At 47.9% G+C, this 16,473-nt stretch carries 10 protein-coding genes; 6 read left to right on the top strand and 4 right to left on the bottom strand.

Annotation, left to right across the window (positions count from 1 at the left end):
• Positions 1-95: 95 nt before the first annotated feature.
• On the top strand, positions 96-3,689 hold the full coding sequence (locus ACVA58_RS09570; RefSeq protein WP_446510217.1) for a hypothetical protein: 3,594 nt from the start codon (positions 96-98) through the stop codon (positions 3,687-3,689).
• A gap of 80 nt (positions 3,690-3,769) precedes the next feature.
• Here the strand turns inward: ACVA58_RS09570 and ACVA58_RS09565 are convergent, their stop codons facing one another.
• The 3 genes from ACVA58_RS09565 to ACVA58_RS09555 form a co-directional block, all read right to left on the bottom strand.
• Positions 3,770-4,933, bottom strand: coding sequence for a glutathionylspermidine synthase family protein (locus tag ACVA58_RS09565; RefSeq protein WP_446510216.1), 1,164 nt, complete (start codon positions 4,931-4,933; stop codon positions 3,770-3,772).
• A gap of 498 nt (positions 4,934-5,431) precedes the next feature.
• Positions 5,432-7,471, bottom strand: a complete 2,040-nt coding sequence (locus ACVA58_RS09560) for a DUF885 domain-containing protein (protein WP_446510215.1) — start codon at positions 7,469-7,471, stop codon at positions 5,432-5,434.
• Between the two features lie 428 nt (positions 7,472-7,899).
• On the bottom strand, positions 7,900-8,463 hold the full coding sequence (locus ACVA58_RS09555) for a hypothetical protein (RefSeq protein WP_446510214.1): 564 nt from the start codon (positions 8,461-8,463) through the stop codon (positions 7,900-7,902).
• 424 nt (positions 8,464-8,887) lie between these two features.
• On the opposite strand from ACVA58_RS09555, the gene ACVA58_RS09550 reads away from it, so the two are divergent.
• Positions 8,888-9,973 carry an AI-2E family transporter gene (locus ACVA58_RS09550; protein WP_446510213.1) on the top strand — a complete coding sequence of 362 codons (1,086 nt, stop codon included), beginning with the start codon at positions 8,888-8,890 and terminating at the stop codon, positions 9,971-9,973.
• Between the two features lie 79 nt (positions 9,974-10,052).
• On the opposite strand, the gene ACVA58_RS09545 is transcribed toward ACVA58_RS09550, so the two are convergent.
• Positions 10,053-10,835, bottom strand: coding sequence for a TetR/AcrR family transcriptional regulator (locus ACVA58_RS09545; protein WP_446510212.1), 783 nt, complete (start codon positions 10,833-10,835; stop codon positions 10,053-10,055).
• A 111-nt stretch (positions 10,836-10,946) separates the two neighbouring features.
• Between ACVA58_RS09545 and ACVA58_RS09540 the strand changes: the two genes are divergently transcribed.
• The 4 genes from ACVA58_RS09540 to ACVA58_RS09525 are packed head-to-tail and all read left to right on the top strand — an operon-like array spanning position 10,947 to position 16,402.
• Positions 10,947-12,023, top strand: a complete 1,077-nt coding sequence (locus ACVA58_RS09540) for an efflux RND transporter periplasmic adaptor subunit (RefSeq protein WP_446510211.1) — start codon at positions 10,947-10,949, stop codon at positions 12,021-12,023.
• Position 12,024: 1 nt separating this feature from the next.
• Positions 12,025-13,101 (top strand): efflux RND transporter periplasmic adaptor subunit, encoded by a 1,077-nt coding sequence (locus tag ACVA58_RS09535; protein ID WP_446510210.1) that lies wholly within the window; start codon positions 12,025-12,027, stop codon positions 13,099-13,101.
• Positions 13,098-13,346, top strand: a complete 249-nt coding sequence (locus tag ACVA58_RS09530) for a hypothetical protein (protein ID WP_446510209.1) — start codon at positions 13,098-13,100, stop codon at positions 13,344-13,346. The genes ACVA58_RS09535 and ACVA58_RS09530 overlap by 4 nt, the downstream gene beginning before the upstream one ends.
• Positions 13,343-16,402: an efflux RND transporter permease subunit gene (locus ACVA58_RS09525; RefSeq protein WP_446510208.1), complete on the top strand. Its 3,060-nt coding sequence runs from the start codon at positions 13,343-13,345 to the stop codon at positions 16,400-16,402. The genes ACVA58_RS09530 and ACVA58_RS09525 overlap by 4 nt, the downstream gene beginning before the upstream one ends.
• Positions 16,403-16,473 lie beyond the last annotated feature (71 nt).

Here is a 16,473-nt window from a genome sequence, read left to right as displayed (position 1 = left end):
TGTTTACTCTGGTGTTTGCTATGCATGAAATAAATTTAACTACTTTAAAATCAAAATATTATTAAAGAATGACTTATTTAAGTTGTAGAGGATGTATGAAAATAAATAAAGGCATGACGTTACTTAGCAAGTTAATCATACTAGCTGCACTTGGTGGATGTCAGGACGAATCAATCAGCAACAGCCTAAAAAAAAATGAACAATCAGAAACACAAAATTTAGCCTCGCAGAATATAGCGGTGAGATCGACGGTTGAATCAGTTTCAGCGGCTGATTTTATTTCTGAGTCTTGGTTTTCTGATTTGGGTCAGATGGATATGGTCGCTGCGGCCAAAGTTGCGGGTTACTATGCAGCGGCTGACAGTGGCTCGGCGACCATTGAGATCCGAGACATATCGTCCAACCTTCTTCATACGGTCACGGCGAGTGACATTGAGCTGGCGGGTCTTTCATCTGCAGGGCAATTGTGTGGAATGACATTTACTCCTTCAGGCCGGTTTTTGTATATAGCCCTATGTAGTCAGGGCAGCGAAGATGATGCGATCTTGGCCTTCAATACGAATACTGGCGTTTTGTCAGTGTTTGATCGGGTGCAATTGCACTCTGATCCAAGTAATACACAACACCACTTTGGTATGGCTTATTTCAAATCCAAGCTTTATGTCGGCAGTGAGCAGGGGGTATATCGCTATGATGCTAGCCGAAATATGGTATATAACGGCGGGACTGAACCGGAAAACGGCCTGATTTCGGTACCTAGCCCCGTTAAAGATATTGCCTTGGATATGGTCGGCGGTAACTTATATGTATTGACCCAGAATGGGGTCTTTAAACTGCCTGCAGATGGGGAACAACTGACAAAAGTGTATAACCGGAGAAACCTGTCAAGAATTGGTTATAGCCGAGTGTTTGGCCGTAAAGCACTGGCAGGTCTTTATATCACAAAGGATACTAAGCAAAGCTCTCAAGTGTTTTTTGTCCCACAAGATGCTGTTAAGCAAGGTGGGGACTTTACGGATGTCGCCACTGAGCTTTGGTCTTTTGATGGTAAGTTAGTGGATTTAACGACGACCCCTGATGGAAAGCTCTTGTTTTCCGGTGGTGAGGTTGATGCTCGATATGGCAATGCTTACACCTTGACTGATGGTGGTGATGTCTATCGGTTGACCTATCAGCAGTGGTTGCGTGATGAGTTGGCCCAATATGTCGCGGCGATAAAGAGTTTGACCGCTTATAACGGCAGTGAGATTGATGGTACCAACAGCACAACGCTGTCTCCTGAAGGTTTCTTACACCGGAAATTGCAGCGGGCGGGCTTGGCAGCCAACGAGACACCGATTGCCGATACTGTAGGTTGGGCCATTTACTTACTGATGGCAGCCAATGAAGCCAATATGTTGTCATCGGGAGGTGTGGTTGATGAATCGCTGGCTGATCAGCAAATTCAGCCTCTATTGGAATTATTGATTGAGCGACATGCAGGACTGATACCGGATGGTACGGGTGGCATAAAAACGGTCGATGGTCATTTTGTCCGGAACTACAACAGTGATGGTACGCCTTTTTCTAAAGATCAAAGTCCGGGTCCACAGCCGCAGGTTTATACCAGTATGAAGTTCCTGCCTGCGGTGATTAAAGCTGCCGAGCTCTATCCTGAAAGCAAGAAAATAGCGGAAGCGAAAAAGTACCTCGAACAGATCTTTGTCCGTTCTGCGGATACCATTCGTGCTCGCCAAGGCGTGACATGGGAAGTCGATGACTTTGGTCCAGTAAGAAATGCCAATGGCATGGCGAATGAAAGTTGGATTTTCGGTGACTTGGGGGCGGCTCAGGATCCTATGGCCAGCTATAACTATGGCCAGTATGTCTATGAGCGGGATAACTTCAGTTATGACCATTGGCTTGAAGGAGAGCCCGTGATCAAGCCATCCCATGCCGCCTTTGTGGTAATGGGTGGGACGCTAGTCTTGAGGCATCATGCCGATGACGCTGGCTGGAAAGCGCAGAATAACAACTATTATGCGCTTACACAGGCAGTAACCGATGATCTTGGCTCACCGTATTTCGCTGCATTCTCTGCAGGTAATAATCCATTTGATCGAGAAAACAAAAATGGTAACTACTGGAACGATGGGCCATCGGATCACCCTGGCGACATCATCCACTTCCCAGCAGTGCTTGGTTTTGGTCAGCATGGTAAGCAGGGAGCCATGGTCGGAGGCTACTTTGCCTATCGCGATGGTTTGCGCCAAGACATGCTAAATAGCTCTGATCCCGAGACCCCGATTAAGATGCTAACGCGTTGGTCTATGGTTAAGCCTGATTACGAGATGCCATCCATCGGTATTGCTGATTTCTGGTTTGGGGCGGTTGGGCTGGCAGAAACTATTCGTCCGGGAACGGCAGATAAGCTTCGTAATACTTTCTTTAGGCCGCACCCTGAGCTCACCGAAGATGCGGATGGTAATCAAGTTGTGTTGTTCTCGGCGCTGACGCCACGCCATGTGATCGGGGTCAGGGATGATAAATCCGAACAATCCTTTGGTTTTCAGCGTTCGCCGTTTACTGTTTCTGGGCGAGAACATTTCAGTCACTTTAGGCTTGAAGACCTACTGGGTGACTGGATTGAATTGGATGACTTTGTCAGTGTGAAAGAGGGCAAGGCGCCGAGATTCTCCAACCCCGATTTTGAAAATGGTATAGAAGGCTGGCAATACGTCGGTGATGGTCAGGCTAGAGTGATCGAGGGCGTGTTTGGGCAAGGGGTGAAGCTTCGTTCATCTTCTGCTGGTGAGTCAGTGCTGATGCAGGCCGTCGATCAAACTGTAGCGCTAGATAACAGCCAATACAAAGTGTCAGCATTCATCGAACCAATGAAGGTGACGAGTGCCAATGCATATATTCGGGTCGTTTGGTCGGCTTCTGGTGATCGTCATTCTCCATTAAGCGAGGCGAACGTCAGCGATGCTGTCAGCGCGGGCGAAGTTGGGCGATTGGTTTCCGTGTCTTCATATAAACCGGAAGGTGCAAGCTATCTACATATTGAGTATGTCGTGGATGGTAACCCTGAAAAGGCCGATTCATTCATGTTCGACAATACGTCGTTGCAGCTGATAGGGACCTTGGAAGAACTTGATAATGGCGACTTTGAGTCTAGCAGTGAAGGTCTTTGGGCCGGTGGTCTGAATACCAACAAGGCTCGCATTATCACTATGGATGCTGAAGACGAAGAAGGCCGTATATATACCAATCATGCATTGGAATTCGTGCTTAATGGGACAACCTCTTGGCAGATCGTTGAAACCGGAACCAATATTGATGTCAGTGAAGACCCGGATGGTACCCGGTACATCTTCAAGTTTGATTTACTAGAAAATACTCTCCTTAGCAAGGAAGAGCTTGGCGGTGAGTCAGCTACCGAGTTTGATATCGATGTCGATGTTTACCCTAAACCACAAAGTGAGAAAAAGGCGGCCAGACCGTATGTAGCCACTATCGAAAGTAATTCTAAGAAAGAGATTGCTTTTGTAATGCGTAAACGCCCGAGTAATGAACAGTTCAATGTTATGTTTAAGGTACGGCAAAGAAGCAAAAATATCGGGGAAGAACGTGTCGTGATAGATAACCTCAGGGTTTACAAGCAACGATTGCTCTCTGAGTGTGACACAACATCGGCAACAGGGTGCTAAACCACAACTAGCTTGTTGTTATTGTCATAGCCAAGGAAATTATTTTCCTTGGCTATTTTTATCATTATAAAAAAAGTTGTTTAAAGAATTATGTGCGGCAGATAACGTGACATATCCTGCGTGACTCTTGAGCTGTCTTCCCGGATTGATATCCCCCCGGCCTTATCGTCAACCAGCCAGCTGCCGATTAGGGTGTAAGCATTGTTGAACTTAGGTAGCGGGTGATAGGCTTGGTAGATCACTCCTTCATCACCATAGGGGCCATCGACCCGTAAAGTCTGTTTGCCGTTTTCGACGATGGTGATATTGGCTCCTTCCCGCGCGAAGATGGGCTTAATCACGTAATCCTTGAGATCGCCAAGACCGGGATCGTCGGCAAAAAACGCTGGAAGTAGATTCGGGTGTCCTTTGAACTTGCGCCACAGCATTGGCAGTAACGCCTTGTTACTCAGTACCGACTTCCACATCGGCTCCAGCCAGTTGATTGAGTTGAATGGCAGATATTTGGCATACTCTTCCCTTAGCATGAATTCCCATGGGTAGAGTTTGAACATCCAACGAATCGGTTTGTCGGCCATGTCGGTAAATTCTTTTTTGCCGTTGAGCCCGATATCTTCGACAAATACAAAGGCGGTGGATAACCCCGCCTCCTTGGCACAGTCCTCCATGTATTGCACCGTGCCTCTGTCCTCGATGGTATCTTTGCAGCAGGAAAAGTGCAGGGTTTGTCCCGGTTGCTGGCGCGATAGAGTTTGGAAGCGCTCTATCAACAACTCCTGTAGCAAGTTGAATTGATCAGCATCACGGCGGATTGCCCCGCTATTGACCATGTCTTCCAGCCACAACCATTGCCAAAATCCGGTTTCATAAAGTGAGGTTGGAGTATCGGCATTGTTTTCATACAGTTTTGCAAAGCCGGTGCCGTCATAGGAAAAATCGAGTCGGGAATAGAGTGAAGGTTCTCGGCTGCGCCAAGAATCCAGGATCGGCTGCCACATTGTTTCCGGAATTTGGAATCGTTGGAGCCAATATTCGTCAGCCACTACTTCATCGACGATCTCCAGGCACATTTGATGAATTTCTTCAGTGGGATCCTCCAGATCGCGCTCTATTTGCTCTAAGGTGAACTGGTAATAGCCGGTTTCGTCCCAGTAGGGGTCACCATACATGGTGTGAAACCCAAATCCATACTCTTTGGCTAGCTCTCGCCAGTGAGGGCGCTCTTTGCTGTTGATCCTTAACATGTATTTTCCTGAACTATTCGAAGAGGCTTTTGATCAGTATGACATGGAGTGAAACGAAGCATGGAGACAAGTGATGAAATTTTAGAGTTAGGGCACCATCGGCATGGAGTGTGAGTAAATCATGAAGAGAAATAGTTAAAATATAAACAAAGTGATGCTTTATGGTATTTATTTACCGCTATTTGCATCTTGTTACACACTCTTATCCCTACCTACGATTTACGTAAGCTAGATTGATGTACGTCACATTTTTGTGTTCCTAGCGGGGTATAGTAGCCCCGTTAAATTCAGGTTGCATGCTTCGTACCTGTAAGGTTTAACATCACTACAAATAATCGTTCGGGTAAGTTACCGGTAAATAGTTATTGTTCACCGTTCCTTGAGTAGCCAATTGGCAGCCAACCTTTTGCTTTAACTTGGTACTTACCCATTTTTTTCTCTTTTCCCCACTTTTCTGAGCAGCCCGCCCGCAAGCGGACAGGCGCTATTCATTTCTCTTTATTGCTGAGTTTTGATCCAGTTTTCAATACTAGTCTCGACCACTTCCATTGGCTGATCGCCGTATTTCAGTAGCTGATCATGGAACGCTGCCCAATCAAATTGACCACCCAGTTCACTTTGGGCTTTTTCCAGCATCTCTTTGATCACCAAGTAGCCCGATTTGTAAGAGACGGCCTGCCCGACATAGGCTGCATAACGGTAGCTCTCTGATTCGATATCGCCATCACCCAATGCCGAGTTCGCATCCATATAGTCTTGGGCTTGTTTGATGCTCCAACCTTTGGCGTGGATACCGGTATCGACCGCTAAGCGCATATTACGAAGCTGGGCTTCATTGAGACTGCCGAAGTACTGCAGGGCATTACACTCTTCTGCATCGGTATAGATACCGCCTTGGAAAGTGGTGTAGTCAAGATCGAGTTTGCACATCCCTGTGGCGTTAACAAATGTCGGCTTACCGTCATTGTTAAGCTCACCATAAATACCCATTTCTAAACCCAACCATTCGGTATAAAGGGCCCAACCTTCGGCATAGGCGGTATAGCTAACACCTTTTATGTAGTCAGGTTTGTCGGCTGGTGGATATTCAATGGAATAGGCATTCTGGAAGTGGTGTCCCGGCGCCGCTTCGTGCAGCAATAAGGTCGAGACATTCCATTTTTGCAGGCTGTAGTCTGGGTTGGTGTTGAGGTTGAACTCATTGCCGCCATATGAGCCGACCCCGTCATACAGTTCACGATTTGCTGGTATCGGTACTATGGTGTAATCGGTTTTGATTGGCTTGAAGTACTTGGCAACGACATCGTTGGCGTCGGTTTTAAACGTGTTGTAGTCAACAAGGGCGGCTTCACAGGCGTTTTGAGAAGAGGCGGCTTTACAAAGCTCGGCGTACTTCGTACCGGAAACATTCTCGCCATCGCGGCCAAAGAAGAACTGCTCTGTGTTGAGGTAGTCGAAGAACTCATTGAGGTTAATGTTACCGCTGTCATCGGCTAAAACAAAGGTTCTGTCGATGATGTTTCCGTCGGCATCACGCCATTGGGCATTGACCGTTGTTCCTCGTTTATTGATAACAAGCTCTGCAACGCGAACCATTTCGGCTTTGGCGTCGGCTACCAGGTCTTCACCGAGCTGGCTGAGCTCCATGGCTGGTTTACCGGTGGTACTGTTGCGGTCGAGTTGCCATTGGTACCAAGCTTGGCCGTTGGGCAAGTCACCCCAGCCGATATTGGTGTCTGTTTCGGTTCCGTCGCCCCTTGCATCGGTCTTGTAATCGCCTTCGAGAAACTGGACTAATTCTGTGACTGCACTTTCTGCATCATCCACGGCCTTTTCATACTCACTGATAAAGGTGTCTTCATATTGATCGTGGTGAGCTTCAATATCATTGAGGCCCTGTTTTAGCAGTACATAAGAATTATCGCCGTTTGGATCTAAAGCTTTCTTGGTACTTTCTACTAGCCTAGCGATAAGGACTTTAGGTAGTTGGGCCTTATCGATCAAACCCATGGCATATTGTGAGTGCAGGTTATTGGTCCAGGCGGTAAATTCGCGGATCACCTGAATGTGCTTGTGGTAGTCATCAGGAGTTTCTTGTGTTGCACCTGCTGTCGTCGCATTCCAATCAATGTAGTTATAGAAATGGGTAATAGGGATATCAAAGTTACCGAATCGTGTGTTGGGCAGTGAAGCGCCGCGGATGTCAATATTGCGGTCAAACTGGAAAGTGTCGAAGTAAATTTTATCTTCGTCAGATAAGGCACTACGGTCGATATTTTCCAACTTGTCCAAGTACATCCGGTCTACCGATTGGCGCGAGGTGGCCATTTGGTCGGTAACCTGACCAAACTCGGTATTATCGAGGGTATCGATAGCGCCTTGGTAGTCGGTAAAGACGGTTCGCATCTGCCTTGCTGGATCTTGGCTTTGCTTTGGCTGTTCAATGTAGGTGGTTTCATCATTACACCCTGCCAATACTGTCATGGTGATGATAGCGAGGGCAATCGGGCGTAGAGGAAATCGTTTATTGGTTTTCATTGTAATCCCTTATGGTATGTGATCGTATCTTGTTGTTATCCCTTGGGATGCTATGAGGGTAAGGGTTTTGCCAATGATGGTGTTGCGAGGATGATCACAGCCGAAAGGTCTGCTTTTTTATGCGCTTATTGCATACGACGAGGGGGTGATTAAGCGGTACTGTAATATTCTGCCCGTAGATACGTTTTTCTGCGTAATCAGTAAGTGCACTGCATAGATGAGCGACGGTATGAATATTCGTAAAATCGCCGCGGAGTGAAAAAATGCTGCGTTTGGAAGCAAGCTCATAGTTTGGAGTGAATTTGTGACGTCAGTATCGAAATATATTCACTGGTGAGGATTAGGCGAAGTTAAGTGGATTGCTGTTGCAGGGCTTGACCGCTTCTGCGAGGCCAAGCCGATAGGGTCTTAATGTATTGTGGTTTTGGCTAAAGTACGTCTTGAACGGAAGGGTTCCACACACTCGTCATGCCAAAAGATGCCTTCCAGGCCTGGGTAAAACCTGCTGCGGGAAAGTCCAATTCAAATTGATGGTTTTGAAAGTTGACGGTACCTGGTGATTGGCGAAGGATATCAAGTACGTAGTCTTCATCCTCAGAAGAGAGTGCTGTCAGTGAGGAGAAATAAAAATCATTGTAGGTGGCGTCTTGAATGCACCAGCGCTGAAACCTGATTGGATTTTCATTGACTTTGATGATGACGGTGTCGGTTTCCTGGTGCGGATCACACATATAATTGCTGTTTAAACTAAAAAAGTTGAAATATAGTTTTTGCTCGCCGGCTTCAGAGTGGGCAATGTTTGCTGATACGGTGTACTGGGTATTGAAGTCTAACCCTCGAATTCTCGATACGTGTGCACTTTGGGGATCATCTTGATTCCAATGTGTCACGGTGGTCATCCACCCATTGGGAGTTAACGCTTTCCAACTTTCGTCGTCAGCTAACACTTGCGTGCTGCATAAAACCGCCACTAAAAGCATTTTGTTGTGCATAAATATTCGTTCGTATCAAAAAATGAGATAATAGCGGGGTGGGTGACTATTTTCCAGAGATTATGCTAGAGGGAGAAGTGAAAAAAAGGTCTCTTTAAGTCGTTGGTTAGTGATGGTTGGAGGGTAAGAGACCTTTGTACCAATGGCGGACGCTAATTTCACGTAATGGGTACGAACATCCCGAAGGAATGCAAGAGGAATTGTATGCCCTTTGATTAGAGTAAAAAATCTAATTGACGAATTAATGAACAATGGCTGTGAGGGGCGAAAAAGCGCTATGTCGTGAAATGGTAAGTCTTCTCACAAAGTAATGGTTACTATTTGACCAAGTCAGGGCGAGGGCCCTTTAGTTATTAAAAAGCTATTTGTGAGGTTGATTGTGAACGCTCAACAATTCTTAGTAACACTCCCGGGCAAAAGTTCGATGGATACTTTTATCAAGGCAATGTTATTGCTGCTGGTTGTTTATTTTTGCTATCAGGTCCTGCAGCCATTCTTACTACCCATCGTTTGGGGAGCCATTATTGCTATTGCCCTGATGCCGTTAGTTAAGTGGTTGCAACGTCGGTTCTCCCTTTCCCTAGGAAAGGGGAGCATGCTGGTCACCTTGGTCGCGCTAGCCGCACTCATTGTCCCGACGGTATGGTTTTCCGGTGCGGTGGTAACAACCACCCAAGAAGTTGCCACATCGGTCTCTGCCGGAACATTAGTTATTCCGCACCCAGAGGCGTCGGTAGCTGAAATACCGGTTGTGGGTGAACCGCTGCATAAGGCTTGGAGCCTATCTGCAACCAATTTGGAAGGGGCGTTGGAAACCTATGCACCTCAAGTGAAAGCGTTTGCTTCTAGTGGCTTATCTGCGATTGGTAGCTTAGGAGGCAGCGTGGTTCAGTTTATTATCTCGATTCTTATCTCCGGTGTTGTGATGAGCAACTCTGGCCGCTGTAAAGCCATGGCAAATAAAGTGGCTGCTCGATTACTGGGTGAGAAAGGTGAAGATTATGTAGGTTTGTCTATTGCCACCGTACGTAGTGTTGTTCAAGGTGTCATTGGTGTGGCGGTTATTCAGGCGGTACTGGCTGGATTAGGCATGGGTATCGCAGGTGTTCCGGCTACTGGACTATGGATGTTAGCAGTGTTGATTTTAGCGATAATCCAGTTGCCACCGATTTTGGTGCTGGGTCCGGTGATGGCTTACTTGTTTGCCGTCGAGGCAACAACCGTGGCTGTTCTCTTCATGGTGTGGGGTATTCTGGTGAGCGCAAGTGATGCCGTACTGAAGCCAATGCTGATGGGGCGTGGTGTTGATATTCCAATGCTGGTCATTTTGCTAGGTGCGCTGGGTGGCATGATGATGTCAGGTATTATTGGCTTGTTCGTTGGTGCGGTGGTTCTTGGACTGGGTTACAAATTACTGATGACATGGCTTGAACAGGCAGAGCCGGCTTCACAAGCTGATACTGAAAAAGAGCTAGCCGAGACAGCATTACCTGTGGTGGTTACTGTTTAAGCCAACAAGAATGAATAAATAAAAACAGAAAGGTCAATACCATTGGTATTGACCTTTTTTGTTTAGCTCTCGGGTGTGCTTAGTCTTTTGTATTGTTGTCGCAACCCCACTCGCAAGGAAGATCGATAAGAATGTCCGAGAGTTTTTCCGGGTGCAGCATTTCTTCGGGAGATATGTTGAATTGGGTTGCCATGGTTTGGTTAAACAGCTCCCAATGGTTCAGTAGACACTGCTCTTCACTGGCGCCTTCCCACGTATCCAAAACGAATGGCTTCATGCTGGCGGCGCCATGGGCATACATCATCATTTGCCACTTCATTTCCCAGACCTTTATCTGTGTGGTCGGGAAGTCCCGGTTACAATTCTCGACTAGCTCATTGACGAAACTTTCAAGTTCGCCGTTGCTATCGAAGAAATAGTCCATCAGCACATCACCTTGCCTAACGCCATCAGCAATCAGTTGTACGGGTTGAGGGTGAGCGAGCTGCTGGGCCAGCAACATGGTAATAAAGCGATAGAGAATAATGTTGCTCGGTAGCTCGGAAGGAATTTCATCCAGCAGCTTGTACATGTAGCCCAGAAAGTAAACTTGCAGGCAGTCACTGATACTGTGCCAGATCTTTTCCTTGCTGCCGAAATGGTGGCGGATCAAACTGTGTGACACACCTGCGCGTTCGCTGATGTTCCTCAGTGACACCCTTTCGTAACCTAATTCGCAAAACATTTCTGCGGCGGTCTTAATGATTAGCAGCTTGGTTTCTTCGGCGGCCTGTGCGCTGCGACGGCCCTGTTTTCTCTCTGTCATCATTATATCAGTTTCATAGCCCATGCCATTTTTACCAAAAAAACGCGGAGACGTCATCTATGTGTTCACAATATTCATTTATTGTCCACCTGTAAAATATACTTGATCTCAGGCAAGATCAACTTATACTGCACGGGTGTGTAATATAAAACTCAGAGAGAATCGCCTGTGAAAGGAACGTCCATTACGTCCACTCCATTTGTCAGGGTGGCAACGTTGGTGTTGCTGGGAAGCATCCTAGCCGGATGTAACCAAGCCAACTCCGAAATAACTCAAGAGGTCGTCAAGCCTGTGAAATTGTTGGAAATTCCAGTCCCAGCAAATCAGGCAAGTAATGCCTTTCCTGGAAAACTGGAGGCTACGCAGCGCGCTCAGCTTTCATTTCAGGTACCTGGAGAAATCGAAAAGCTATCCGTAAGGGTTGGCCAGCGTGTTGAGCGGGGTCAGGTATTGGCTGTACTGGATGATCAGGATTACCGGCTGGCCTTTGATGCCAAGATGGCAGAATTTGAATTGGCACAAAGTCAGTTTCAGCGAGCGAAGCAACTGTATGGCAAGAAGCTGATCAGTACTGATCAGTTTGACCAACACGAGACCGCTTACAAAGCAGCGGCAGCCAATCTTCAACAAGCGAAGACAGATGTTGAGCATACTTTGATTAAAGCCCCTTTCAATGGTGTTGTTTCGCTTAAATTTGTTAACCAGAACCAGTTTGTCGGTGCTAACCAGCCGGTGATGAATATCCAGAATGTGGATGAAATGGATGTTAGCTTTAGCTTGCCGGTGCCGTTTGTGAAGCAATCGAGCCTGTCATCTATCCGCAAGACAGCGGTATGGGTTGAGATGGATAACCAGCCAGCCCAGCAGATCCAAGCGCAGTTCAAAGAACTCTCTACCAAACCGGATGCTGATACCAACAGCTATACGGCGAAAGTGACGTTATCTCGTCCTGAAGCCATGAATCTGCTATCAGGCATGGTTGGCCAAGTGCATTTTGCCAAACCTGAACTGGAAAACGCATTGCGTCTACCGGAAGGTGCTTGGGTTGAGAAGCAAGACGGGCAAGGGACACTGTGGCAGTTTGATCCTGCGACCGGTGTTGTTGATGCCTTGGAAGTGGTACTCAATGATGAGGGTGAAGTGACGTCAGGATTGACGCCAGGTGCCTTGGTCGTGGTTGCCGGAGCGAAAGATTTACTGCCCGGTCAGCAAGTTCGCTCTTGGGAACGCGAGGGTGGTATCTAAGATGTTGAAGAAGATGTCATTAGCCGTACTTTCTATGTTGGTGCTGGCTGGTTGCCAAGAGCCGCCACAGCAACAGGAAATTGCTCCCCTTGCTGTATCGTCTCTGATAGTTGATAAACCGGTTACCAGCCAGTTCCGCTCTTTTAAGGGACAGGTAGAAGCGGCTGAAAACACCCCACTGGCTTTCCGTGTCGAAGGTGAGCTGCAACGTGTGTTGGTGAAATCAGGCCAACAGGTCAAAAAAGGCCAGTTACTGGCTGAACTGGATGCTGATAAGTTTGAGCAGCAGCGTAATGATGCGCAGGTGCAGTTTCAGTTGGCCACCAAGCAGCTGAAACGTGGCCGTGAGTTGTTTGAGCGAAAAATGGTCTCCAAAGCTGAGCTTGATGAATTATCTGCTAATCACAAGTTGGCAAAAGTGAATTTTGATTCGGCTGAACGACGTTTGGGCTACACCCGTTTGGTGGCACCGTTCAATGGTGTGGTAGCCGATGTGCCGAAAGAATCCTATGAGGCGGTGTCTCCGGGAGAAGCCGTTGTCAGCCTGTACCAAGATGATCTGCTTTATATCAATATTGCCGTGTCCGATAACGTATTGGCCATGCTTAACCCGCTGCAAACTAACCGTAATTACCAGCCAATGGCACGTTTCGGGACAGAGTCGCAAACCTATCCGGTGAATTACCTTGAGCACACCAGTGAGCTGGAGCCCCAAAGTCAGACCTACCGCATGTGGTTTGAAATGCCTCAGCGCACCCCTGCCATTTTACCGGGTACCAGTGTGTCATTGCGTGTTGATATGGCCAAGGCTGGCCTGAGTACCCTGCAAGGCTACCAGCTTCCTATGACCGCAATTGAAGCGGGTCGCGAAGATGGCCAGTTTTTTGTCTGGAAGATTGAGAATAACCAGGTTCACAAGACGGAAGTCGGGATTGGTCAGCTCAACAACCACGGTGCCATCGTGAGCAGCGGTATCAGTGAGGGGGATCGCTTGGTGACATCGAGCTTGCGTAAATTGCGTGATGGGATAGACGTGACCTTGTTAGTAACAGCGACCACAGAGGCGCAAGCCCTGTGAAGTTGAGCATGCCTACCGTTCGCCAACCCCTCATTCGCTGGGTTGCTTGGCTTGTGATCACGTTAGCCGGTCTTGTTTTTTTTACCGAGCTGGGCCAGCTGATGGCTGGGAAGCTGATTGAAGAAGGCATGCAGTATTTAGAGTTATCAATTCAGGCCAAGCCCGTTGTAATAACATCGGCTGGGCTTGGTGAAGAAGATTGGGGATTGACTATGGCAGTAGCCACCATGGGAGCAATACAGTGAATATTGCTGAGTATTCAATAAAAAATAAAGTCATTAGCTGGCTGTTCATTATTATTCTAGCCGTGGGGGGGGTAACCTCATTTTTGGACTTGGGGCGGTTGGAAGATCCCGCTTTTACCATCAAAGATGCAATGATTGTTGCCACTTACCCGGGGGCGACCTCAACTGAGGTTGAAGAAGAACTCACCTATCCGCTGGAAAAAGCGGTACGTCAGTTGCCATATATCGATAAAGTTACCTCGACCTCGTCGGCCGGGATGACCCAGATTACGGTGAGTATGGAGATGATCTACGGCCCGGATGAGCTGCCGCAGATCTGGGATGAAATGCGCCGCAAGGTCAATGATTTGCGTCCGACCTTGCCATCGGGAGTTAGCTCACTGCAGATCATCGATGACTTCGGTGACGTGTATGGCGTGATGATGATGCTGACCGGTAAGGGGTATTCCTATGTTGAGCTCAAACAATATGCTGATTACCTGATCCGTGAAATCGAATTGGTTGACGGGGTGGGCAAGGTTAGCTTGGCAGGTGATCAACAAGAACAGATCTTTGTTGAGATCTCAGTTGAGCGCATGGCGGCTCTGAACCTCGACATGAACACTGTGGTTGGTTTGCTGAATCAGCAAAATAGTGTGATTGCTTCTGGTGAGCTGATGATTGATGGCCAGAACCTGACCATCCGTCCGAACGGCGAAATGAACAGTGTCGAATCGCTGGAAAACCTTGTTATCCATGGCCGTGACACCGGTAACTTGATTCGTTTGAAAGACGTCGGCACCGTATCTCGCGGGATCCAAGAAAAACCGGGAAATATTGTCACTTATAATGGTGAGCAAGCCATTAACTTGGGCATCTCGTTTGCCTCTGGGGTCAACGTTGTTGAGGTAGGCAAACAGCTTGATGCCCGCTTGGCGGAGCTGGAAAATATCAAGCCTGCAGGTGTAGAACTCAATTACTTCTATAACCAAGCGCAGGAAGTGGATAAGTCGGTACAAGACTTTGTTATCAGCTTGGGCCAGGCGGTAGCGATTGTTATCGTGGTACTGCTGTTTGCCATGGGGCTTCGTAGTGGCCTGATCATCGGTTTGGTATTGCTACTGACCGTATTCGGCACGTTTATCATGATGAAACTCAATGATGTTGAGTTGCATCGTATTTCCCTTGGCGCCCTGATTATTGCGTTGGGTATGCTGGTGGATAATGCGATCGTGGTGGTCGAAGGGATCTTGGTGGGCTTGAAGAAAGGCCGGACCAAGGTGCAGGCAGCTGCGGATATTGCCAAGCAAACTCAGTGGCCGCTGTTGGGTGCCACGGTGATAGCCATCACAGCCTTCGCACCAATTGGTTTGTCTGCGGATGCCACCGGCGAGTTCATGGGCTCCCTGTTCTGGGTATTGTGTTACTCCTTGTTCCTGAGCTGGGTTACCGCCTTGACGTTGACGCCGTTCTTGGCGGATCTGTTGCTAAAAGAAGAAGACAAGAACCAGCAGGATGATGAAGATCCCTACAAAGGCGTGCTGTTTACTGTCTTTGGTGCTTTGCTGAGATTTGCTTTGCGATTCCGTTGGTTGACCATGGCCAGCATGGTTGCCCTGCTGGTAACGGCTGTGATCGCGTTCGGTCAGGTGAAGCAGTCATTCTTTCCGCCGTCGAACACACCGATGTTCTATGTCGATATGTGGATGCCGGAAGGAACCGATATTCGTGAGACTATGGCACAGACCGAAAAGGTCGAGAAATATATCCGTGGTCAGGAAGATGTGGCGTTTGTGACGACATCTGTTGGTCAGGGTATGCAGCGATTTATGCTGACCTACCAGCCGGAGAAAAGCTACGAGTCTTACGCCCAGCTGCAGGTGCGTACGACCAGCCGCGACAATATGTTTGATTTGCTGCACAAGCTCGATGCTGGTTTGCCAACCGAGTTTGACCAACCTACATTCCAATTCAAGCTAATGGAATTTGGACCATCGCCAGCTTCGAAAATTGAAGCGCGCATCATTGGTCCAGATCCGCAGACTCTGCGTGATATCGCGCTGCAGGTCGAGGATGTATTGTTGCAAGACCCAGGCGCGCGCAATGTTCGTCATGACTGGCGTGAGCGTACCAAAGAGTTAGTGCCGCAGTTTAATGAAACCAAGGCGCGTCGTTTGGGGATTTCCAAGGAAGATTTGTCCAATACCCTGCAGATGGCTTACGGTGGTAACACGATTGGTTTGCTACGTGACGGCACTCATATGCTGCCGATCATTACGCGTCTGCCGGAATCTGAGCGAATCGATTACGATACGCTACAGAACCTCCAGCTATGGAGTCCGGTACAGCAGGCTTATGTACCAATTGAGCAGGTGATTGACGGAGTTGATCTTGGTTGGTCTGAACCACTAATCCAACGCCGAGACCGCAAGCGTACCCTAACGGTTCTGGCTGACCACGATGTGCTAGGTGATGAGACAGCGGTGACGTTGTTCAACCGTATCCTTCCGCAGGTAGAGGCTCTACCACTACCGGTTGGTTATAGTATCGAGTGGGGCGGGGAGTATGAGTCATCGAAAGATGCGCAGGAATCCATGATGGCCTCAATGCCGATGGGCTATCTGTTCATGTTTGTGATCACCATCTTCTTGTTTAATTCGGTGAAGAAGCCTTTGGTGATTTGGGCAACGGTACCATTGTCGATTATCGGTGTGGCCTTTGGCTTGCTGGCGACCAACATACCTTTCAGCTTCACCGCATTGCTCGGTTTGTTGAGCTTGAGCGGAATGATTTTGAAAAACGGCATTGTATTGCTGGATCAAATTAACATCGAGCTGGAGTCAGGCAAGGTGCCTTATTATGCCATTGTTGATAGTGCCATTAGCCGTGTACGCCCGGTGAGCATGGCGGCACTGACGACCATTCTGGGTATGATCCCGCTGGTCTTTGATGCCTTCTTTAACTCATTGGCGATCACTATCATGGCAGGCCTTGGCTTTGCCACCATCCTAACCTTGATTGTGGTGCCGGTACTTTTTGCCTTGTTTTATAACGTCAAACAACCAGTTAATGCTTAACTAAACGGCAGACAGAGATAAAACAAACCCCGTTGTGCGTTCTGCACAACGGGGTTTTTTATTGCCATTTC

It is taken from the genome of Photobacterium sp. DNB22_13_2 (genome assembly GCF_052873915.1).
The sequence above is the reverse complement of the archived record's forward strand: the minus strand, read 5'-3'. Positions and strand labels throughout refer to the sequence as shown.